At 42.7% G+C, this 20,406-nt stretch carries 20 protein-coding genes; 6 read left to right on the top strand and 14 right to left on the bottom strand.

The genetic code is table 11. The features are described from left to right. From KFV02_RS00410 to KFV02_RS00400, 3 genes are all read right to left on the bottom strand, one after another. Entirely contained in the window at positions 1-1,896 is a 1,896-nt protein-coding gene (locus KFV02_RS00410; RefSeq protein WP_252379555.1) for a heme lyase CcmF/NrfE family subunit, read from the bottom strand. A 115-nt stretch (positions 1,897-2,011) separates the two neighbouring features. Further along, entirely contained in the window at positions 2,012-2,425 is a 414-nt protein-coding gene (locus KFV02_RS00405) for a cytochrome c maturation protein CcmE (protein WP_252379554.1), read from the bottom strand. Positions 2,426-2,720: 295 nt separating this feature from the next. Continuing rightward, on the bottom strand, positions 2,721-3,752 hold the full coding sequence (locus KFV02_RS00400; RefSeq protein ID WP_252379553.1) for a hemolysin family protein: 1,032 nt from the start codon (positions 3,750-3,752) through the stop codon (positions 2,721-2,723). 221 nt (positions 3,753-3,973) lie between these two features. On the opposite strand from KFV02_RS00400, the gene KFV02_RS00395 reads away from it, so the two are divergent. From KFV02_RS00395 to KFV02_RS00370, 6 genes are all read left to right on the top strand, one after another. After that, a complete protein-coding gene (locus KFV02_RS00395) occupies positions 3,974-4,573 on the top strand; it encodes a D-glycero-alpha-D-manno-heptose-1,7-bisphosphate 7-phosphatase (protein WP_252379552.1) in 600 nt (199 codons plus the stop codon). 61 nt (positions 4,574-4,634) lie between these two features. Next, on the top strand, positions 4,635-5,768 hold the full coding sequence (locus KFV02_RS00390; protein WP_252379551.1) for a glycosyltransferase family 4 protein: 1,134 nt from the start codon (positions 4,635-4,637) through the stop codon (positions 5,766-5,768). Positions 5,769-5,851: 83 nt separating this feature from the next. Next, entirely contained in the window at positions 5,852-6,856 is a 1,005-nt protein-coding gene (locus KFV02_RS00385) for a glycosyltransferase family 9 protein (protein ID WP_252379550.1), read from the top strand. Positions 6,857-6,932: 76 nt separating this feature from the next. Continuing rightward, the gene (locus KFV02_RS00380; RefSeq protein WP_252379549.1) at positions 6,933-8,060 is read left to right on the top strand and encodes a cysteine desulfurase family protein; all 1,128 of its coding nucleotides are present in this window, start codon (positions 6,933-6,935) and stop codon (positions 8,058-8,060) included. 196 nt (positions 8,061-8,256) lie between these two features. Continuing rightward, positions 8,257-8,613, top strand: coding sequence for a type IV pilin protein (locus tag KFV02_RS11395; protein WP_289509924.1), 357 nt, complete (start codon positions 8,257-8,259; stop codon positions 8,611-8,613). 54 nt (positions 8,614-8,667) lie between these two features. Next, complete coding sequence (locus tag KFV02_RS00370; protein WP_252379548.1) at positions 8,668-8,967, top strand: MTH1187 family thiamine-binding protein; 300 nt, start codon at positions 8,668-8,670, stop codon at positions 8,965-8,967. A 310-nt stretch (positions 8,968-9,277) separates the two neighbouring features. Here the strand turns inward: KFV02_RS00370 and KFV02_RS00365 are convergent, their stop codons facing one another. From KFV02_RS00365 to KFV02_RS00315, 11 genes are all read right to left on the bottom strand, one after another. Continuing rightward, positions 9,278-10,807, bottom strand: coding sequence for a sigma-54 interaction domain-containing protein (locus tag KFV02_RS00365; RefSeq protein WP_252379547.1), 1,530 nt, complete (start codon positions 10,805-10,807; stop codon positions 9,278-9,280). A 78-nt stretch (positions 10,808-10,885) separates the two neighbouring features. Further along, complete coding sequence (locus KFV02_RS00360; RefSeq protein ID WP_252379546.1) at positions 10,886-11,491, bottom strand: indolepyruvate oxidoreductase subunit beta; 606 nt, start codon at positions 11,489-11,491, stop codon at positions 10,886-10,888. Positions 11,492-11,571: 80 nt separating this feature from the next. Continuing rightward, on the bottom strand, positions 11,572-13,428 hold the full coding sequence (gene iorA, locus KFV02_RS00355; RefSeq protein WP_252379545.1) for an indolepyruvate ferredoxin oxidoreductase subunit alpha: 1,857 nt from the start codon (positions 13,426-13,428) through the stop codon (positions 11,572-11,574). A gap of 86 nt (positions 13,429-13,514) precedes the next feature. After that, positions 13,515-14,183 (bottom strand): tetratricopeptide repeat protein, encoded by a 669-nt coding sequence (locus KFV02_RS00350; protein WP_252379544.1) that lies wholly within the window; start codon positions 14,181-14,183, stop codon positions 13,515-13,517. A 353-nt stretch (positions 14,184-14,536) separates the two neighbouring features. After that, the gene (locus tag KFV02_RS00345) at positions 14,537-15,781 is read right to left on the bottom strand and encodes an iron-sulfur cluster carrier protein MrpORP (RefSeq protein ID WP_252379543.1); all 1,245 of its coding nucleotides are present in this window, start codon (positions 15,779-15,781) and stop codon (positions 14,537-14,539) included. A 375-nt stretch (positions 15,782-16,156) separates the two neighbouring features. Next, positions 16,157-17,011, bottom strand: coding sequence for an ATP-binding protein (locus tag KFV02_RS00340; RefSeq protein WP_252379542.1), 855 nt, complete (start codon positions 17,009-17,011; stop codon positions 16,157-16,159). After that, entirely contained in the window at positions 17,008-17,877 is an 870-nt protein-coding gene (locus tag KFV02_RS00335) for a P-loop NTPase (protein ID WP_289509920.1), read from the bottom strand. The genes KFV02_RS00340 and KFV02_RS00335 overlap by 4 nt, the downstream gene beginning before the upstream one ends. 8 nt (positions 17,878-17,885) lie before the next feature. After that, on the bottom strand, positions 17,886-18,125 hold the full coding sequence (locus KFV02_RS00330) for a hypothetical protein (RefSeq protein ID WP_252379541.1): 240 nt from the start codon (positions 18,123-18,125) through the stop codon (positions 17,886-17,888). Between the two features lie 438 nt (positions 18,126-18,563). After that, on the bottom strand, positions 18,564-18,860 hold the full coding sequence (locus tag KFV02_RS00325; RefSeq protein ID WP_252379540.1) for a DUF5320 domain-containing protein: 297 nt from the start codon (positions 18,858-18,860) through the stop codon (positions 18,564-18,566). Positions 18,861-18,973: 113 nt separating this feature from the next. Continuing rightward, on the bottom strand, positions 18,974-19,333 hold the full coding sequence (locus tag KFV02_RS00320) for a NifB/NifX family molybdenum-iron cluster-binding protein (protein ID WP_252379539.1): 360 nt from the start codon (positions 19,331-19,333) through the stop codon (positions 18,974-18,976). Then, positions 19,302-19,748: a NifB/NifX family molybdenum-iron cluster-binding protein gene (locus KFV02_RS00315; protein ID WP_252379538.1), complete on the bottom strand. Its 447-nt coding sequence runs from the start codon at positions 19,746-19,748 to the stop codon at positions 19,302-19,304. The genes KFV02_RS00320 and KFV02_RS00315 overlap by 32 nt, the downstream gene beginning before the upstream one ends. Positions 19,749-20,406: the final 658 nt, after the last annotated feature.

Here is a 20,406-nt window from a genome sequence, read left to right as displayed (position 1 = left end):
TTAAGCTCTCAACTTCCCTCTCCTGTTCATCGCTAAGAAGCCAAGAATACAGACAATGGTCCCGCCAATCCAAATCCAGTTAATCAGGGGATTGACACTAATTTTCAGACTTATAACCTTACTTTCATCAAAACCTAAAAGGGTAGCGTAAAGTTCATCACCCAAAGAGGGCAAGACAGAAACCTCGGCAAATGGTTGTTCGAAATTGCGATAAATCCTTTTTTGCGGAAATAGCTCCCCGATTTTTTTTCCATCTTTATAAACTTCCAGCTTAGCCTCGTAAATGGCCATGCCTGGAGTAAATTTTTCTTTAAAATCGATGTATTTTACTTCATATTCTTTTATGGACATTGTTTTATTCAGGGATAAGATAACTTCTTTTTCCTGTTTATACGGACCAGAAAAAGAAATGCCCAGAACGATCAAGGCTATACCCAGATGTACTCCATAAGTACCCCAATATACCCTTTGTCTCCTTAATGCCTGCTGGCGGATAAAAAGGAGTACAATAGACAGGCAAATAGTTATGGCTGAACCGGCACCCAAAAGGGGTAAGATGTCTCTAATTCCTGATATCCACAGAACTATAAAGCTGGAGAGCAAAAAAAGTGCTATTATAAAACCAAATTTCGGATCCGTTAGCCCCTTTTTCCATTTCAGCCAGGGACAGATACAAAGGAGAAGGGACATAACTACAAATAAAGGCAGACAGACTCGGTTATAGAAACCGGCCTCAAGACCTACTGTATTACTGGTCCAGAGGCTGGAGATTACAGGCCACATGGTTCCCAGAACGACAATCAACCCTAGAGCTATAAAGAGCCAGCTAAAAAGAAGCATGGCTCCCTGCCTGCTCAGGGGAGCATCCATCGCCTTACTGTTTTCTTTTACTGTGAACATTAGAAAAAATGTGACTAGAAACGAAAGAAACATCAACCATAAAAGGGGAACTCCTACTCCTTTACTGCCAAAGGCGTGCAATGAATCAATAACGTTGCTTCGCACCAAGAAAGTGGCAAAAAAGCAGCTAATAAGGCTTAAGGCCATAAAAAATAAATTGGTCCTTGCCAGGGCTCTTTTTTGACGGCCGATTACAGCTGTGTGTAAATAGGCCGTGCTTATCAACCAGGGTATTAACGATGCGTTTTCAACCGGATCCCATGCCCAATATCCACCCCAGCCAAGCTCCATATAAGACCACCATGCGCCTAAGATTATACCTGCGCTCAAAGCGATCCAGGCGAATAAAATCCAATTACGTCCCTGCTTCATCCAGGAAAATTGGTCACCAGTAACCCAATTGGCAAAAGCCAGACAAGTGGGGATGGTAAAGCCAGCATAACCTAAAAATAAAAGTGGCGGGTGGAATATCATGCCTGGATTTTGGAGAAGCGGATTCAAGCCCTTACCAGACGTCGGGGTAGGAACAATTTTTAAAAACGGATTGCTGGGGCCGGTAAGCATAAGTAGAAAGAAGGCCTCAGCCAAAAAATAAAATCCCCAGAAGAAGACCTTGGTTTTCGAGTCTAGTTCTTTATACGTTGGTGAAAATATAAAACAAAAGCCCAGGATAGATAAAACCCAGGACCAAAACAGAAAAGAACCATCCTGCCCGGCCCAAAAGGCTGTCAGTGCATAAAATAAAGGCAAGAACTCATCTGTATAATCATGGACATAAGCAAAGGAAAAATCCCTTATGCCCAAGGCCCAAAAGAGAATTACAGAGCTTAGGCTAATTAACACTAATGAAGCTATCTGGCCCCGTTCCATCCAGGCGAGTATATTTAACTCACTCTGGCCATTATTTCGTTTTAATACTTGATAAAAACCTGCCCCACCTAACAAAATCAGAACCAAAAGCGATAATAGAAGAGAAAAAAAGGCAATAAAATGCATTTTTAGTTCACCTTACTTTAGCTTAGTTAAATATAAAAAAAGAGGATGGGCTCACCCATCCTGATCCCCAGTTCTTTCATCAATCCCGCCACTGACGGGATTGCATGGGCGTTCCCTAAGGAGCCTTTTTCTTATATTTGGATGGGCACTTGGTCATAAGGGTTTTGGCCAAAAACAATTGGCCATCTGATGCAATCTTACCCTCCACAATCACCTCTACACCTGGCTTAAAAGTATCAGGCACAGCGCCTGAGTATTTAACTTTTATGAACTTTGATTGATCGTCCTTGTCCACCAGGTTAAAGGTCACACCCAACCCACTTTCTTCCCTGATAATTTCTTTTGCTGATACTTTACCAAATAGCCGCGCCTGACTTAAATTTTCTGTCCCCATGGCCAGGGCTTCTGAAACTTTTAAAAAATAGACACTGTTTTGCGAAAGCCCGGACCAAACCAAGTATCCTATGCCGGAAAAAACAAGGACGAAAGCTACGATATATATCCATTTTTGGTTATTTTTTTTACCCACTCTCAACTCCCCCTATACATTCTATGCGAAATATAGGCTTTAACTATATTTCCATCCTAAATTGAACGATTTTTAATTGAGTTTTGCATTAAACATATTGGAATAAAAGTGCATTTTGAACCAACAACTCTCTTCCAATGGGTGAGATTGCCACGGGCTGCATCGCTGCCCTCGCAATGACTTAGCGCTCAGCCTGTCATCGAGAGGAGCAAGCGTGAGCGAAGCGACGAAACAATCTCAAACTTAAACTACAAAAAAACGCACAATTTAAGTCCATAAAGCAAAGAATCTAAAATCAGTTACCTATTAACTTCTTACGCTGTTCTCGGGCCAACTGGCGCATATCCACTACTTGATCGGTTTCATCCACAATCTCTTTCCCCAAAATTTCTTCCAACACATCTTCTAAAGTAACTACCCCAGCAACTCCGCCGTACTCATCCAAAACCACAAATAAATGCATCCTCGACTCCAGAAATTTGATCAGTAAGCGATCTAAAGTCAAGCTCTCCAACACAAAATGAACAGGTTTCATCAAGTCCTCAAGCTTTAACTCATCCTGGTCGTTAGCCAGAGCCTCCAGAACCTCGCGACGATATACTATACCCACAATATCTTCAGGATCATCGTCTGCGTACACAGGGATGCGGCTATGCGGCCATATAGTCTTGGCCTTCCTGGCCTCGGCAACAGTCAGGTGGGCCGGCAAAGAAAAAACCACCATGCGCGGAGTCATAATATCCTTGACTGTTTTTTTGTCCAAGGACAAAATATTTTGAATAGACTGCTCTTCGTAGGGTTTGATGGCTCCGGATTTACGAGTCAGGCTGATAACAGCCAGCAAGTCTTCTTCCGAAACGGGCGGAGTAACCTTTTTTTTCTCAATAAACTTAACCAGAAAACGACACAGATTTATTACTGGCTTTAAAAACAGGACTAAATATAAAAGAGGTTTGGCAAAGACCGGGGCTAACTTTTCGTTATAGACAACCCCGATAGTCTTGGGGATAATTTCTGAAAAGATAAGAATAAAAAGAGTAAAAAAAATAGAAAAATAAAAAAGATTTTCCTGGCCAAAGACTTCTGCCGCGGCAGCCCCGGCCACAGCAGCTCCGGCAGTGTTAGCAATGGTATTTAAAGTCAAGATTGCCGTGATGGGCTGCTCTATATTCGAACGTAATTCATGTAATACCTGACCACTTTTGCGACCCAGACCTTTCAACCGTTCAATAAAGGTCCACGAGACAGAATATATAACAGCCTCAGCAACTGAACAGACTGCTGAAATACCCGAGGCCAATGCTACAGCAATAATTAGTTCCCACATGTAAAAATGACTGACCTGCGCTAAGGTTTGAAATGACTAAAAGTTTGCACCCTTGTTAATCCCCTGATTTAGTGACAAAATTTTTATATCTGAAGATATTAGAGAAAATTTACTTTAGTTTACTTTAAACACTTTCGCAAGCTTGACCTGAACGAAAAAAGAGATAAGCCAAAGGCACAACCCACAAAGACAAAGACTGACACAAAAAAAAGACAATCGCTATGAAAATCAAAAATGTTTTTTTGGATCGAGACGGAACAGTTATCCTTGAAAAACACTATCTTAGCGACCCAAAAGAAGTAGAACTCATCCCTGAAGCAGGCTCAACGCTGGCAGCCATGCAAAAACAAGGATGCCGTTTATTTTTGATTACGAACCAGAGTGGCATTGGCCGAAAATATTTTAAGGTAGAAGATTACCTGGCTGTTCAGGAAAAGCTTGGAGAACTACTTGATACTTTCCAGGTGAATTTTACAGCCACCCAATATTGTCCACACCGGCCTGATGAAAATTGCCTTTGCCGCAAGCCAAAAACTCTCATGTGGGATAAGTTAAAGAAAAAATTTGCCCTTGATCCAAAAGAAAGCATTATAATTGGTGACAAAGAGGCTGATATCCTCTTCGGGCGCAATTGTGGCTTTAAGAGCTCTATTCTGGTGCTCACCGGTCACGGTTTGAAAGAGGCTGAAAAGTTAGACCTGCCATGTTTGACTGATTCCTGGATGAAACTTGCTCCCCAAAAACCTAATTGGCCCGATATTGTGGCCAGGGATATTAAGGCCGCATGGGAGGCGGTGAGAAAAGGACTAATGACTGAATAGAAGCCTTGCCTGGCAAGGTGGCCCTCTGTCCTCAAAAATAATAAGTTTGGGTAATTAGAACATGAACATTGGATTTGATGCAAAGCGCTTTTTTTTAAACCGGACTGGCCTGGGCAACTATTCACGCTCGACCATTTCTATTCTGGCCAAGTACTATCCAGAGCATGATTACTTTTTATATACTCCCAAAGTCAAAGAACAATTCACAAAACTTCTAGCCCATCATAAAATACAAGTCCGCACTCCTGAAAATTTTTTGACTAGAAAGTTTCACCCATTTTGGCGGAGCATTTTCTTGGGTCAAATCATAGAAAAAGATAACCTGCATATCTACCACGGGCTATCCCATGAAATACCTTTGATAAAAAAATCAAACAAGACCAAGCTTGTGGTCACTATCCATGACCTTATTTTCTTAAAACACCCTGAGCTATATTCAAAGTTTGATATCCTTGCCTATACTTTTAAATATAAGAAAAGCTGTCAAAACGCCCACCTGATTGTGGCTATCAGCGAGCAAACCAAAAAAGATATTATTGAATATTTTAATATCAATGAGCAAAAAATAAAGGTTATCTATCAATCATGTGATCCAAATTTTTATGCGCCCGTATCCGCCGGGGAAAAAGAGAAGGTGAAAAAAAAATATCACCTGCCCGATAACTTTATTCTATATGTTGGCGCCCTTGCACCCAGAAAAAATCTAATCACTCTGCTTCGCGCCCTAAGCCTTGTGCCCGAAGAGATACGCGTACCTCTAGTCCTGGTGGGTCAAGGCAAGACTTACAAACAGAAATTAGTTCAAAAAATTCATGAACTAAAATTAGATAACAAAGTAAAATTTTTAGACTTTGTCCCAACTAATGACCTTCCTGCTCTCTATCAACAAGCAACTGTTTTTGTTTATCCATCCCTTTATGAAGGGTTTGGGATCCCCATTTTAGAAGCCTTATTTAGTAACACCCCCGTGATTACCTCCAAAGGTTCCTGCTTTCGTGAGGCAGGAGGGACGAGTAGTATTTATGTGGACCCGCATAGTCCAGAAGAACTAGCCCAGGCCTTGGGAAAAGTCATAAAAGATGAAGAGTTACGTCAACAAATGGCCAGTATTGGCTACAGCCACGCGCAAAAATTTCACCAAGAAAATGTGGCTAAAAAACTCATGCAGGCATATCTAGAATTAGGGGCAAGTTAGGAAGTTAGGGGTAAGGATTAAGGGGTACGGGGTAAAGCAACTAACACTAAAATTTGAAAAAACAGGAAGTTGAGAACTAAATAATGAATTTAAGAAATCAAAACTGGCTTGTAATACGACTTAGCGCCTTGGGAGATGTGGTCCTAACTACAGGAGTTCTTGCCTATCTAGGCCAAAAATATAATTTAAACTTTTATTTTCTGACCAAAAAAAGCTTTGCTCCTGTGCTTGATAACAACCCCTATGTTCAAAAAACCATCTCGGTAACCAACAAAGATTTAAATTTATTGGCTTGGCTCAAACGGATTAATGAATTAAAAAAAGATTGTCCGCATTTTGGTCTCTTAGATTTACATCAAAATTTAAGAAGCAAAATTTTAAAACCTATCTGGCCCGGACCTGTTAAATCCTATCCAAAATTCAGTTTAACCAGGCGGGCTTATCTATTAACCAGAAGCAGCCTGCTCAAAAAAAGGCTGGAATTAAATGTCCCCCAACGCTATGCCCTGGCTTTGTGCGACGACGCACCAAATATTTCCGACCTTCGTCCCAGAGTCTATCTGAGAAAGGAGGAAAATCTCTGGGCCCAGGAATTTGTGGCGGGAAAAGGTTTACAAGCTCCTATTATCTGTCTCCATCCCTATGCCACACACCCGGCTAAATCCTGGCCAAAAGAATTCTGGCTAAAACTCATTGAAATGATGGATAGGCATAGCCTGTCCTGGCTTGTTCTGGGACAAAATAAAAGACCACTTATCCCTGACCATCCCCAGGACCTGACCAATAAAACAAGTTTAAGACAAACCATCGCCATCCTTGCCAGGTCCCAACATTTAATCACTAACGACTCCGGCCCCATGCACCTGGGTACGGCAGTAGACACCCCTGTCCTGGCTTTGTTTGGCCCTACAAGCAAGGAATGGGGCTTTTACCCTTCAGGAGAAAAAGACATGGTTGTTCATCTGCAGAACCCTTGTAGCCCCTGTTCTTTACATGGCCAGGACAGATGCAAAAATGACTATAGATGTATGCGTAATATTAGCCCTGAAATGATTTTTAAACTACTTCTGAAAAGAATAGCAGCCTAAATCCGGTTTAAATAACCCAAAACTCAAAACTGCCTGTAAAAACTTGTGTTTTTGCAGACGCACTTGGGAGGATAAAATGCGCCCTCTTTATTTTGACTATAATGCTACAACCCCAACCCATCCCCAGGTTATGGAGGCAATGCTTCCCTATTTTAATGAACACTTCGGCAATCCTGGTTGCACTCACTCCTATGGTTTGAGCGCCCAAAAAGCCATGCAAAAGGCTAGACAACAGGTGGCCGACCTTATCAATGCAAGTTTTGAAGAAATAATTTTCACTTCTGGCGCTACCGAATCTAACAACCTGGTACTGCAAGGTCTTTTAGAGCCTGGAGATGAACTAATTGTCTCAGCCATTGAGCACCCAGCCATATTGAATCCGGCCAGAGCCCTGGTCCGGAAAGGAATCGACCTTAAAATCATTCCTGTTGATCACAACGGATTAATTAAACTTGATGTTCTAAAAGAATCCTGCACAGAGAAAACTAAACTTATCTCCATCATGCTTGCCAACAACGAAGTAGGTACTATCCAGCCGCTCAAAGAAATTACATCTTGGGCCAGAGAAAAAAATATTCTGGTCCATACAGATGCTGCTCAAGCCACGGGCAAAATCCCCGTGGATGTCCAAGACCTGGGTGCAGATTTTTTAACCATAGCCGGACACAAATTCTACGCACCAAAAGGAGTTGGTGCTTTATTTATCCGCAAAGAAATAAATTTAAAGCCCATTTTATATGGCGGCGGACAGGAAAAAGGCCTTCGTCCAGGAACAGAAAACATCCCTTATCTAGTGGCCTTAGGTCAGGCCTGTGCCTTGGCCCAAAACGACCTTGACCAAGAGATAAAACGGCAAAAGGAACTAGGGGAAATTTTTCTATCCGGCCTGAAAAATTTAGACATCGACTTCATCCTTCACGGCCAGAATGCACCACGCCTGCCTAATACTATGAGCATTGGTTTTAAAAATCTTCGGGCAGGAGATGTAATCTCAGGACTTATTAGCTATGAAGTAGCTGTCTCTGCCGGAGCAGCCTGCCACTCCTCCGGGGAAAAAGAACTTAGCTATGTTCTTAAGGCCATGAATGTAAATGAAGACTATGGCCAAGGGACCATTAGATTTTCATGGGGCAGAATGACGACAAAAGAAGATGTGCACGAACTTTTAAGTCGGCTTAAGATTGTCTTTAAATCATTGGCCTAAAATTATTATTCTTAATCCTTGTTCTTAGCGAACACTTTAAAACGGACAAAATTTGTCTATAAATAACATAAATTGTCCCAATATCATTACCCCTCCCTCCTATTCACATTGAAATAATTGAACTTTTATTTTGGCACAAAAAATGGATAAATAACTATCAAAAGGTGAATCTTTAAAATCAAATTAGGAGGGACTCATGAGACTTGCCAAGAAAAATGAACAAGGTTTTACCCTGGTGGAACTTTTGATCGTCGTGGCCATTATCGGTATTTTGGCTGCCATCGCTATACCGCAGTTTACGAAGTATAAAGGAAAAGCCGCTGCTGGCAATGCCGAGGCAACAATAAAAAACTGCATGAATGAGTTAGTTGCCGAATTTGCAGATAACGGAACCAATTCTACAACTTGCACAGTTGGAACTAGCAACGTTACTTTGACTGCAAACTCCCAAACTGGTGAGATCATATCTGGCAGCCAAACTGGAATCTTAGTTAAAAATATAAAGGTAGACTGCAACTGGAACAGTACAGGCGTAACTTGCAGCCCACAATAACTTTTATTGCTTCCCGCCTTTGGCGGGAAGCACTAGCATTATAAGGAGATAAAAATGAGCACAATCGCCGAACTATCCATCTTTCCTCTTGGCAAAGGCGCAAGTTTAAGTCCTTATGTGGCTAAAATGGTAAAAATCATCCAGGATAGCGGATTAGATTATGAACTTGGCCCGATGGGCAGCTGTATTGAAGGTGAATGGGATGAAGTTATGAATGTAGTGGACAAATGCTTTAAAGCCATGGAGGCCGATAGCGATCGGATTTATGTCAATTTAAAGATCGACTATCGCAAAGGCAGAAAGGGTGGCTTGAAGAAAAAAGTGGAATCCATTCAGGAAAAATTAAATTTGTGATTCACTAAAAGTTTCCCATTTATCACCCACTACACATCACTTCACTCGCCTGACCCTCACTATAACTTTTTTACTGATTTACGGGCAGATTCAACTTCTGCTTACATTCACAAAAATAATTTATACCTAAATTGTGTGTTTTTTTGTAGTTTAAAGTTTGAGATTGCTTCGTAGCTTCGCTCACGCTCGCTCCTCGCAATGACAGGATGAGCGCTAAGTCATTACGAGAGCAGCAAAGCTGCCCGTGGCAATCTCACCCATTGAATGAAAGTCGCTGGCTCAAAAGTAATAGAGTAGAGTTATAAACACTCTACTTCAACGCATATTTTTTGGGATTTATTCCATATTTTTTCACCTTATAATTAATCACTCTGTAACTGGCCCTAAGATCCCTTGCTACCTGGAGCATATTCCCTTTGGCCTTTTTTAAGGCTTCAATCAAAAGCTCCTGTTCAAACTTAGCCACTGCCTCCACAAAAGGAAGTTGTGTATCAGTGGCTGAGCTCTCAGCTGTCTGTAATGTTGGTGGTAAGTGATAGGTGCGAATTACTTCTTCATTACAAATCAGGACAGATCGTTCCAGACAATTTCTCAGCTCCCGAACATTTCCCGGCCAGTGATATTGGGTTAAAAGATCTATCGCCGGAGTAGAAATCCGTTTGATATTCTTATCGTATTCCTGACAAAAGACATTCAGAAAATGTTCCGCCAGAGGCAAAATATCTTCTCTTCTTTCCCGAAGCGGAGGTATAAAAATGGGGAAAACATTGATTCGGTAATAGAGGTCTTCACGAAATCTCCCCTGTTCAATGAGACTTTCCAGGGGCTGGTGAGTGGCGCAAATAATACGCACATCAACCTTGATGGACTTTTCACTACCCAATCGTTGGATTTCCCCCTCCTGAATGGCCCTGAGTAGCTTGGCCTGGGCCTCGGCACTGAGCTCGCCAATTTCATCCAAAAAGAGAGTTCCCTTATGGGCCAATTCAAACCGACCTTTTTTCTGCCCCACGGCACCGGTAAATGCACCCCGTTCATATCCAAAAAGCTCGCTTTCTATAAGTTCAGAAGGCAGGGCTGCACAATTCAGTTTAATAAAAGGCGCATCCTTGCGTGGACTTAAATTATGGATGGCCTCGGCCAGAAGCTCTTTTCCTGTTCCGGATTCTCCCCGAATAAGGACCGTGGCCCTACTTGGCGCGACCTGCATAATTTGGCCCATGATAGTGGCCATAACCTTGGAAGTAGCAATAATCTTATTCTGGGCTAGTTCCTTGGAAAGAGGCGGGTGAGATAAATCTTTTAAATAAGCATGACCACTTAGACGCGTAATTTCATCTTGTAAGAAAGATGTATGACGAGCAATAACCAGGGCCAGGACCTGCAAAAATTCACAGTGCTTCTTAAGCTCTTGCTTGTTCTTTTTAGGGATATCTACACTTAAAACGCCCAAGATTTCTATCTCGCCCTCACTATTTTTTCGAAGCACAGGGACGGAAATGAATGATAGTTCACTTAACTCCTGAAAAGGACGCCCAAAAGCCAAGTTTAAAAAATTGGGGTCATCTTTCATAACCGGAACAATTATGGGCTTACCTGTTTTAACTACCTGGCCGGTAATCCCCTGACCTATAAGATATGAGGCTTTGGGTATTTTCTGGTGGCCAACATAGATGCTGAACTCAATTTTTTGGGTTTTAGGATCAAAAATGGCCAATGATATGCGCTTATAATTTAAATCCTTGGCTGTATTCTGCAACAATCTTTCCAGACTCTCGTGGAATGAGTCCTGGCAGCCAATTTCCAAAAGGACCTCATATAATGTAGAATAAAACTCCATAGCCCAGTTTATCTTACCCTTGTTTATCTTATTTGAATTTATTTTTGGTTTTTATCGATTGAACCAGTTAAATTAAGTTTACCCGGAACACGAATTACGGGTCACAAATTCTGCTCCAAGTTCTATGGCCTTTAAATTTACATCCACAATTTTAGGTTTAAGATATGTTTTTACCCCCTTTGCCAGAGCATCAAAGTCAAAAGGAAGAAGGCCGGCCGCAAACAAGGCACCTAAAAGGACCATATTGGCAGTCTGAGGGACAGAAGTTTTAGACGCTAATGTTAAACAAGGGACAAAATAAGCCTTGCCAGTGCAGGTAGTACAACTATCTTTTATCTTTTCCACACTGGGATACTCTTCTTTGCCAGTAGCCACACTAATAGGCAGTATAGGATCTTCACTACTCACGATCACCCCGCCAGGCTTTAAAAAACTCAAGGCTCTTAAAGTTTCCAAAGGCTCAAAGCCAAGAAGAATATCAGCTTCGGCTTCAGAAATCTTTGGGCTTAAATAACCACCTAAAAGGACAAAAGAATGGACCACCCCGCCCCGTTGGGCCATGCCGTGAATCTCTCCGGCCGTCACCTGGATATCATTATCAAGAGCAATATGGGCCAAAAGGTTTGTAGCGGTTAATGTCCCCTGGCCCCCAACGCCAGTAAAAAAGATGCGCATCAAGCTCATTTATCTACCCTCGTTATTTTGCTTCGCCGTTATTTGACTTCGGCGTTATACCCTCATTAGCCTCTTATCCCATTAACCCATTAGCCTTTCGCCTCTCTCACTTTACCTTTAATATGCTTACAAATCTGCACGCAGAGCATACAACCGATACAAAGAACAGGATTTATTTTAACTTCTCCCTCATGAACGTAAAATGCGGGACAGGCTAAGTTCTGCACACATTCCAGGCAATTATCACAGGACTCATCTATGTAAGCTATTTGTGTAAATTTACGTCCCAAAACACGACGAGCGTATAAAGGGCATGGGTCTTCTGCGATTAAAACCCGTACACCTCTCAGTTCTTTGAACTCCTGTAAAGCCTTTTGCACAGCATTCTGGTTCAAAGCCTTGACCTTACGCACATGCTCTACCCCACAGGCCCGAACAATGGGCTCAATTTCCAGGCTGGTTGGACTTTGGCCATGTATCGTCCTGTCGACTCCCGGGTGGGGCTGGTGGCCGGTCATAGCAGTGGTCCTGTTATCTAAAACAACCAATAAGAGATCATGGTTATTATACACTGCATTAATTAATCCGGTTATACCGGAGTGAAAAAAAGTGGAGTCACCAATAAAAGCTACCACTGGCTTTCCTATAGCCCGAGCCATGCCTGATCCTGCTGAAACCGATGAACCCATGCACAGCAAAAAGTCAGCCATTTTAAGCGGTGGCAAAAGGCCCAGGGTATAACAGCCAATGTCATTTGAATAAACAGCGTCGTCACCAAATATCTTCCGCACAGCATAATAAGTGGACCGATGTGGACATCCAGGACATAAATTAGGTGGCCTCTGAGGAAGATCAGCTACATCCTGGTTCCAGGGCTTAACTTGAGGCAAGTCACTATCTAAAGCCTTTGCCAAAACTTTAGCAACAAGCGCTGTTGAATATTCACCAAACAAAGGCAGCCCATCATTTTTACCAAAAATCTGAACATCCAGACTGTTTTTTTGAATCAGTTCCCTAACCTTATTTTCAAGTAAAGGCTCCAACTCTTCGAGAATAACAACCTTCTCTACGCCTTTTAAAAATTCCAAAATCAATTTTTCCGGCTCTGGATAGGTGAACCCGAGTTCCAGTACTTTACACTTAAATTGCGGATGTTCTGTCAATATATCCTTGAGGTAAGCCCGGCTGATTCCAGAGGCAATAACTCCCACATTTCCCGTGCCCCAGGTCCTGTTCAAGGGAGATTTTTCAGCCTCTTTTTGCAATTCTTCCAATTTTTCAAGCAAAACGCGATGCCGCACCCTGGCGACTGCAGGAACCGGAACAAAACGTCCGGGATTTTTAGCAAAATCACCCTTGCCTACCGCTGTTTTAACCGGTTCAATGGCTGCAAACTCTACTGGCCCGCGCAAGTGATTAACCCTGGTGGTGGTGCGTAAAAGAACAGGCTGCTCATATTTAACTGAAAGCCTTAAAGCCTCTTTGGTCATGTCTTTGCATTCCTGAGCAGTTGCCGGCTCCAAACAGGCCAGGCCAGCCAGTCGGGCATAGTAACGGTTATCTTGTTCATTTTGACTGGAATGACATCCGGGATCATCTGCACTCAAGATTACCAGTCCACCCGGGGTGCCAATATAGGCCAGGGTCATTAAAGGATCAGCCGCCACATTAACGCCCACATGTTTCATGGTCACCAAAGATGGTACCCCGCCTAGTGCTGCCCCCCCAGCCACCTCCATGGCAACTTTCTCGTTCACTGAATATTCAAAATAATAATCACCCTGCGGGGCCAAACGATAAAAAGTATCTGGCACCTCTGACGACGGAGTCCCGGGATAGCATGAAACAAAAGCTATTCCCGCCTCTATGGCCCCGCGCACAATAGCCTCATTACCCAGAAGAAGATGCCTTTCGCCACTTCTGTCTTCAAGCAAAATCTGTGACATAAACTGACCTCACTTTTTACTCATTGCACATAGCCAGCCATACCAATTCTTCTCTGCCTCTGCCTAGGAGTTATTTCTGCTCAATGCTAACTGGTTATTTTTTTCTTTAGTGTCTGAATCTTATAGTCAAAAAACTTTGTCTCGCCACCTTGGACGCTTGCCTTTAACTCTTCATAAGCAGCCAAAGCTTTGGCCCAATCTTTGGTCTTCTCAGCCAGAAACGCTATTCTCTGCGCTACTTGCTCATTATATTCCTTGGGAAAAGCTTCTTTATTTTTCTCTAAAACTTCAAGGGCTTGGGCATATTGCCTGTTCAACTCCAATGCCTTGGACTGACCCAAAACAGCAACGCGTTTAAGATGTTCATCCACATCCTGCGCTGTTGCCAATTCACCGAAAACCCGGGCGGCCTGCTCGTAATCCTTGTTTTGTATATAAATTCTGGCCAATTCTAATTGTGCACTAATTTTTAATTCTTCAGGGGCAACTTTCAGAAAACCTTTTAGGGCATTGACCTTGGCTTTATCGTCCTTTTGAGCTAAAATTTTCCCCAATTCATTGGTTGCCTTTTCCTGCTGGCTTTGCTGATAAAAATCATAACCGGAATACAAAGCAGTCGCCAAAACAATAGCAGCAATAGCAAAGCCTATTGGTTTGATATTATTTAAGATTTTTTCTAAAAACGGGTGAATGGTTTCATCAACCTCTTCTTCGATTTCCTGGATCAAATTTTTTTCTCTTTCTTTTTCCGACATTTTTCCTCCGGAGCTAAAATTTAATTCTCACTTAGCTTACTTTACTTAGCCATGGCCACAGTTTCTACAAAAAAGTTCTTCAACTAAGTGACGAATCAAGAAAAACTGTTGTAATTTAACCTATTGACTTAACTTTAAAATTCGCCAGCCCATCCATGCAACATTTCGGATACCACTTTTTGCAGGCGATTGACTTAAACAATATTGTCAAAAAGGTCAAAGGTTATTTATAATAACAGAAAAAGTTCTTGCAGCTATAAAAAATCGATTGAGAAGAAATCTAAATTGAGGAAAGGAGAAAAAACAAAAAGAGCGGGGCAAGCCCGCTCTTTTTAATAATCGCACATAATTATTTAATGGTCACATACATTTTGACCTAGTTCCAGTTTTTTATCCAAGTAGGCCTTAACAATCTCTTCCGGCTTTCCACCTTTTGCTCCTACCACGACTTTAATTCCCTGCTCAGTAAACAAGCTCTGGGCCCTGGCCCCCATACCGCCGGCAATAACAAGATTTGCACCCTGTTCACTCACCCATTTGGGCAAAACACCCGGCTCATGCGGAGGAGGAGTTAAAAATTCCACGCCCAGGATCTCTTTTTTTTCCGTATCCGCTGTAACAAAGGCAAACTTCTCACAATGACCGAAGTGCATACACAACTCACCACCAGCCGTGGGAATTGCTACTTTGATCTCTTTACCCTCGACTTCAGGTAGTGAGCTTTCTACCGAAGAAACATCCTTTTGCTCTTCCTGCAGTGTCCCGGCCAGCTCCAGAATAGGCTTGATTATCCGCCCTAAAGCCCTGGCTGTTTCACTTTCATGATGGGTTTTAACATAGATATATCCTTCATCTCCGGACCTTACCACTTCAGGATCCATGGGGATGCTTCCCAAAAAGTTCACTCCCATTTCCCTCGCCAGGGCTTCACCACCACCAGAGTTAAAAATGTCTACCCTTTCACCACACTTGGGACAGACAAAACCACTCATGTTCTCCACAATACCTAATATAGGGTTCCCTAATTGGTGGCAAAAAGTCACTGAACGACGCACATCGTCAATGGCCACGCCCTGGGGAGTTGTGACAATTACTGCATAGGCAGAGGGCCCTATCAATTGCAAGGTAGACAGTGGCTCATCACCTGTGCCCGGAGGACAATCCACAACCAGAAAATCCAGGTCCCCCCAAGCCACATCCTCAAGGAATTGCTTGATCAAACCCATTTTTACCGGACCACGCCAGATTACAGCCTCTTTATTATCCGGCAACATAAAGCCTAGTGACATAACCCACAGGTTCTTGCTCCAGGGAACTGGTTCAATATAATCCTTTTCAATATGCGGTTTTTCATTGCTCAAGCTAAGAAGCCTGGGGATAGACGGGCCGTGCACATCCACATCAAGCAGGCCTACTTTTTGTCCCGCCATGGCCAGACCTACGGCAATATTAGCTGCAACCGTGCTCTTACCCACACCGCCTTTACCAGATAAAATAACCAGTTTGTGTTTAATTCGACCCATTTTTTTCTGTAACTTATCTTCTTTTTGGGTCGCGCAACCTCCCCCCGAACATGATCCACATTTGTGTTCTGCCATATCTTCTCCTCCTAACTTTAATAACTCTCTCATTTAAAATTTATTCTCTAATGGCTTATTAGAGTCTAGTGTTTGGCTATTTTGAAATTTATAGAGTCTGTGGCCAAACCACATTTTGACTACCAGATTAGAAATCCTGGTTTCTTGAAAGCATTGCAAAGGGCTGGGGCCAGGCATTTGTACCAGCATGAAAGAAATCAAGATTGAAAAAATTATGAAAAATTATCCTCTGAGTGTTAGGCCACGGACTCCATAAAGTATGGTCTCCCAATCGGCATTCTGATATAATTGTAAAGTATAAGTATATAGTTGCATGAGCAGTAAATCGGCCCCAAAATTTAGAACTTAATAAACGCAAAACCCTAAATGTAAACCCTAAAAACTCATCATTTTCTGCCAAATCTTTTCAATTTCTTTTCCCAAACCGTGAGGGTCAAACTCTACTACAGACTTTCCTTCAATCTGTGCCCGTGTAAATTTTATATCATAAGGCAGGGTGCCCAATACGGGAATTTCTGCCTTATGACAATAATCTTTAATCCGCTCGCTGATAGAAACATTTATATCTGCCTTATTTAAAATAACCAGGCACTGGATATTGAAATGCTGTGTCAATTCATGAACACGACGCATATCGTGTTCTGCCGAAATCGTCGGTTCCACAACTATTACAGCCAGGTCAGCATTGGTCAAAGAGGCAATGACCGGACAACCAATACCAGGCGAACCATCCACAAGTACTAGCTCATAACCATACTCTCTAGCTAACTCAGCGGCTTTTTTGCGCACTGTAGTGACCAATTTACCGGAATTTTCCTCACCAATGCCGAGGCTGGCATGAACCATGGGGCCAAACCTGGTATCAGATACATATAAATAACCACAATGGCTGGGCGACATTTTGACCGCATCTGCAGGACAAACATATGCACATACTCCACAACCCTCGCAATGCTCAGGCAAAACTTTAAAATTATCAGAAATGGCTCCAAAACGACATTTTTCTCTACATTCTCCGCATTCAATACATAATTCAGGATCGATAGTGGCCTTTTCTCCGCTGATAAAGTCGTGTTTTTCTTTTATTTGTGGATGCAGGACAAGATGTAAATCTGCCGCGTCCACATCGCAGTCTGCCAGTACTTTTTTGGGCCCCAGAGCAGCCAGACTCGATACTATACTGGTCTTTCCAGTCCCACCTTTGCCACTGATAACCACTATCTCTTTCATCGTGCTCCCCCTAAACCATCAGTCAGCTTGTTAATCTCCATCCACAACCCCTGGTATAAACCCTTAAATTCCGGAAAAGCATCCACTAACAATTTTCCCTGAGAATAGGCCTGTGCAGCCTCCTGCACATGGGGGAACCTGGCCAGCACAGGGATGTTTTCCGCATCCAGATATCGCAAAACAGCATCATCGCCCATACCGTCTCTGTTAATGACCACCCCAAAAGGATAGTTTAGTTTGCGGGTAAGTTCTACGGCCAGTTTCAAGTCATTAAGGCCAAATGGAGTAGGCTCGGTGACCAGAACAACAAAATCCGCCCTTTCCAGGGATTCAATCACCGGGCAACTTGTCCCCGGAGGACAATCCAATATCTGCACATCACCTGGATTTGCATATTCCTTTACTTTTCTAATCAAAGGCGGGGCCATGGCTTCGCCAATGCGCAAAAGGCCACTGTAAAATTTTAGTTTATCCTTCCTGGCGTGACGAACAGTGCCGATCTCTCTCTGGCCATCCAGCACAGCCTGAGCAGGGCAAACAAGCTTACACAGTTCACAACTGTGACATAATTCCGGGAACACCAGCACCTCACTGACCATCCAGATCAAGGATTTAAACCGGCACTCCTGAACACACTTTTTACAGCTTTCGCCCAAACATTTTTGAGTATCTATTTCAGGGACCGTCACGTATTCTTTAAATTCCTCATCAAATTCTTGTATAAGAAAAAAATGGGCATTTGGCTCTTCTACATCACAATCAATAAAGCTGACTTCTTTTCCTTCTCCTATTAAATACCTGGCCAGATTAACAGCAACAGTGGTTTTGCCTGTGCCCCCCTTGCCACTGGCAACTGCAACGCGCATATTACCTCCTAAAACTTACGGGTCATTGGCGCCCCGCAAGACGGACATTTAGTATCCACACAAGGCACTCCAGTCTGGTGTTGGGCCTCGGCTCCGCATTGAGGGCAAACACACACAGCACCAGGAGAAGTACAACATTTGCCCATGCCCTGGCCTTTCTTTCCTTGGCCTCTACCCATACCTTTCCCCTGACCACCGCTACAACATCCTTGTCCCTGTCCTTGCTTATTATTTCTATTCCACACCATGCTCCACCTCCGTTTTCTGAAGTTAAGAAGTGAGGAAAAATTCCTCCCCTCCTATTTTCTTGACATACATACGTATAAGAGTCTGTGGCCAAACCCCATTTTAGGCGCTGACTGAAAGTCTTGGTTTCTGAAATGCATTACAAACGGCTTGGGTAACCCATTCTTAACGAAGCTTGCGGGAAAACAGAGCATCGGGATGAATGGGCTAAATATTTTGCGATATTAGCCATAACTATCGATAATAAAAAGAATATTTGTTTACCTAAAATATCCCATTATGCTCTGTCCGCAAGCAAGTTTTAGTTGGGTCCAAGTCTTTGTACCAGCATGAAAGAAATCAAGACTAGAATAAACCATAGAAATTAAGTTTATAAAAAGGTTTGGCTACAAGCTCATAAGGGCAGGACAACAAATATCCTGCCCATAACCAGAAACCCCTTAGCCATTAATCTCGTCTAGTCTTTTTCTTAAATATTGAAGTTGGTTTTCAAGGGCGTTTATTCTATAGTTGATAAGATTTTTTTCTTCTTCAGTACTCATAAGCGCCGGACCATATCCGTATCCACGCCCCAACCTGCAGCGGCCAAAACCGAGTCCCCGACCACGGCCCAATCCTCTGGCCAAACCGAGTCCTCTTCTGCTAGCAAGTCCACCGCCAAAACCGGTACAACGGCCCAAACCACGACCTGTTTTTGCTCCTTGACCAATTGGTCCTGTTCCATCAAATCCTGGCATTTTTATTACCTCCTTTTTTTAATGTTGAATGAAAGAAAACGTCGAACGTTGACCCTGAATTAGAGACAGGTATCTATGCAGCCACCTGCTTTCTTTTAATTCAACATTCAACATTACCAGTGCCCTGGCTTATCTGCTTCCTCGGCTTTGTTTAACCGACCATTTCTAAAGTCATCTATGGCCTGAGCTACTGTTTTAGATCCAACCAGATAAAGATCAATACCGCCCTTTTCCAAGGCCAAAAATGCCTTGGGGCCAACATGGCCCGTAATCACAGCCTTTGCACCTGTCTGAGCAACATTTTGGGCGGCCTGAATCCCAGCTCCCTGTGGCAGATTCAAGTTTTGATCATTTGACACATATTCAAATTCATCCTTATCCAGATCATAAACAATAAACCCCTGGGCACGGCCAAATCTACTGTCCATAGGTGCATCCAAACTATTGCTTTGAGCAGTTATAGCTATTTTCATTTCGACCTCCTCCTTTTCCTTGCCTCTGCTGCCTTCTTCTAAAATGACATCCCGCCCCCGCCACACTTCGGCAACCTGGCATGGTCAACTTATCCAGCCTGTTATTCTGAAGCGCAGACAAAACCTGTTCAATTGTTCCAGCAATCCAAGGGATGACCAGAATACCTACATTTTGTAGTATACGAATGGTGCAACCGCTAATTCCACCACAAATTAGAATGTCTACCCCGCAGGATTTCAGTAGCGAGACCATACCAGGCAGATCTCCTAACGGGAGGGAGAGATGGCCTGCGGGGTAAATTTTATCATCTTTTAATTTAAATACTAACAAGTCCGAGGCGCTATCTATAATAGCAGCGAGACGTTTACCGTAACAGGCCAAGCAAATTGTCTTTTCTTCATGCTCATTCATCATCCTGTCCTTTAATTAAGCACTTTTGGTGCCAAACTTTTTTTCAATAATTTCAGGATAATAAAAAAACAGACTGTCTGAGAGAAATTATTATGGGCTAATTTTGCGCCAACAAAAAACAATGGCGGGCTAATTTTGCGCCATGTTCTGGAAAGGCGAACATACGACGAAAGGTTTTTTAAATATTTTTAGCTCGCGACATTTAGGGGGAGTAGAGGCACGGAGACGGAACCCTGCCTAATTTCTTTTAAAATTCAGGGCGCAGTCTTGGAACGCAAAAACTTCAAAGCTCATACCAAGAAACAAAAATTTATTTTAAAAGTTAAAAAAATTGAAGGCCTGTTACAAAAAAAGTAGATAGGAGTCAGTGCCAAAGAAAAGCAGATTTCAAAATTTGACAAACCCGATCACAATCTATTGATATAATTAACTCTAAACTACTAAAAAAGCCTGTACTGGTATCATGAGTAGAGCTAGCCCTGGATGCGGCTCGCTTTGCCTGCCAACCCCAAGGAGACATCCTAGCAGGCAGAGTCTTTAACATCAAACACTAAACTGAAAACAAAGGAGTTGCCGTAAGATAACCATAGTCAAAACTATGAGCCGACGAACAGAAACCCAGTTCAAGCTTTAGGGTCGCAAACGTGCATGACTTCAACAG

Source organism: Desulfovulcanus ferrireducens, assembly GCF_018704065.1.
Lineage (GTDB): Bacteria > Desulfobacterota > Desulfovibrionia > Desulfovibrionales > Desulfonatronovibrionaceae > Desulfovulcanus > Desulfovulcanus ferrireducens.
The sequence above is the reverse complement of the archived record's forward strand: the minus strand, read 5'-3'. Positions and strand labels throughout refer to the sequence as shown.

What these genes read in the sequence shown, in the direction of transcription:
- KFV02_RS00395 (WP_252379552.1), top strand. Translation starts at nt 3,974, where the DNA reads ATGAAAATCAAAAATGTTTTTTTGGATCGAGACGGAACAGTTATCCTT.
- KFV02_RS00390 (WP_252379551.1), top strand. Translation starts at nt 4,635, where the DNA reads ATGAACATTGGATTTGATGCAAAGCGCTTTTTTTTAAACCGGACTGGC.
- KFV02_RS00380 (WP_252379549.1), top strand. Translation starts at nt 6,933, where the DNA reads ATGCGCCCTCTTTATTTTGACTATAATGCTACAACCCCAACCCATCCC.
- KFV02_RS00385 (WP_252379550.1), top strand. Translation starts at nt 5,852, where the DNA reads ATGAATTTAAGAAATCAAAACTGGCTTGTAATACGACTTAGCGCCTTG.
- KFV02_RS00340 (WP_252379542.1), bottom strand. Translation starts at nt 17,011, where the DNA reads ATGAAAGAGATAGTGGTTATCAGTGGCAAAGGTGGGACTGGAAAGACC.
- KFV02_RS00330 (WP_252379541.1), bottom strand. Translation starts at nt 18,125, where the DNA reads ATGGTGTGGAATAGAAATAATAAGCAAGGACAGGGACAAGGATGTTGT.
- KFV02_RS11395 (WP_289509924.1), top strand. Translation starts at nt 8,257, where the DNA reads ATGAGACTTGCCAAGAAAAATGAACAAGGTTTTACCCTGGTGGAACTT.
- KFV02_RS00410 (WP_252379555.1), bottom strand. Translation starts at nt 1,896, where the DNA reads ATGCATTTTATTGCCTTTTTTTCTCTTCTATTATCGCTTTTGGTTCTG.
- iorA (WP_252379545.1), bottom strand. Translation starts at nt 13,428, where the DNA reads ATGTCACAGATTTTGCTTGAAGACAGAAGTGGCGAAAGGCATCTTCTT.
- KFV02_RS00365 (WP_252379547.1), bottom strand. Translation starts at nt 10,807, where the DNA reads ATGGAGTTTTATTCTACATTATATGAGGTCCTTTTGGAAATTGGCTGC.
- KFV02_RS00345 (WP_252379543.1), bottom strand. Translation starts at nt 15,781, where the DNA reads ATGGCAGAACACAAATGTGGATCATGTTCGGGGGGAGGTTGCGCGACC.
- KFV02_RS00325 (WP_252379540.1), bottom strand. Translation starts at nt 18,860, where the DNA reads ATGCCAGGATTTGATGGAACAGGACCAATTGGTCAAGGAGCAAAAACA.
- KFV02_RS00320 (WP_252379539.1), bottom strand. Translation starts at nt 19,333, where the DNA reads ATGAAAATAGCTATAACTGCTCAAAGCAATAGTTTGGATGCACCTATG.
- KFV02_RS00335 (WP_289509920.1), bottom strand. Translation starts at nt 17,877, where the DNA reads ATGCGCGTTGCAGTTGCCAGTGGCAAGGGGGGCACAGGCAAAACCACT.
- KFV02_RS00360 (WP_252379546.1), bottom strand. Translation starts at nt 11,491, where the DNA reads ATGAGCTTGATGCGCATCTTTTTTACTGGCGTTGGGGGCCAGGGGACA.
- KFV02_RS00400 (WP_252379553.1), bottom strand. Translation starts at nt 3,752, where the DNA reads ATGTGGGAACTAATTATTGCTGTAGCATTGGCCTCGGGTATTTCAGCA.
- KFV02_RS00370 (WP_252379548.1), top strand. Translation starts at nt 8,668, where the DNA reads ATGAGCACAATCGCCGAACTATCCATCTTTCCTCTTGGCAAAGGCGCA.
- KFV02_RS00315 (WP_252379538.1), bottom strand. Translation starts at nt 19,748, where the DNA reads ATGATGAATGAGCATGAAGAAAAGACAATTTGCTTGGCCTGTTACGGT.
- KFV02_RS00350 (WP_252379544.1), bottom strand. Translation starts at nt 14,183, where the DNA reads ATGTCGGAAAAAGAAAGAGAAAAAAATTTGATCCAGGAAATCGAAGAA.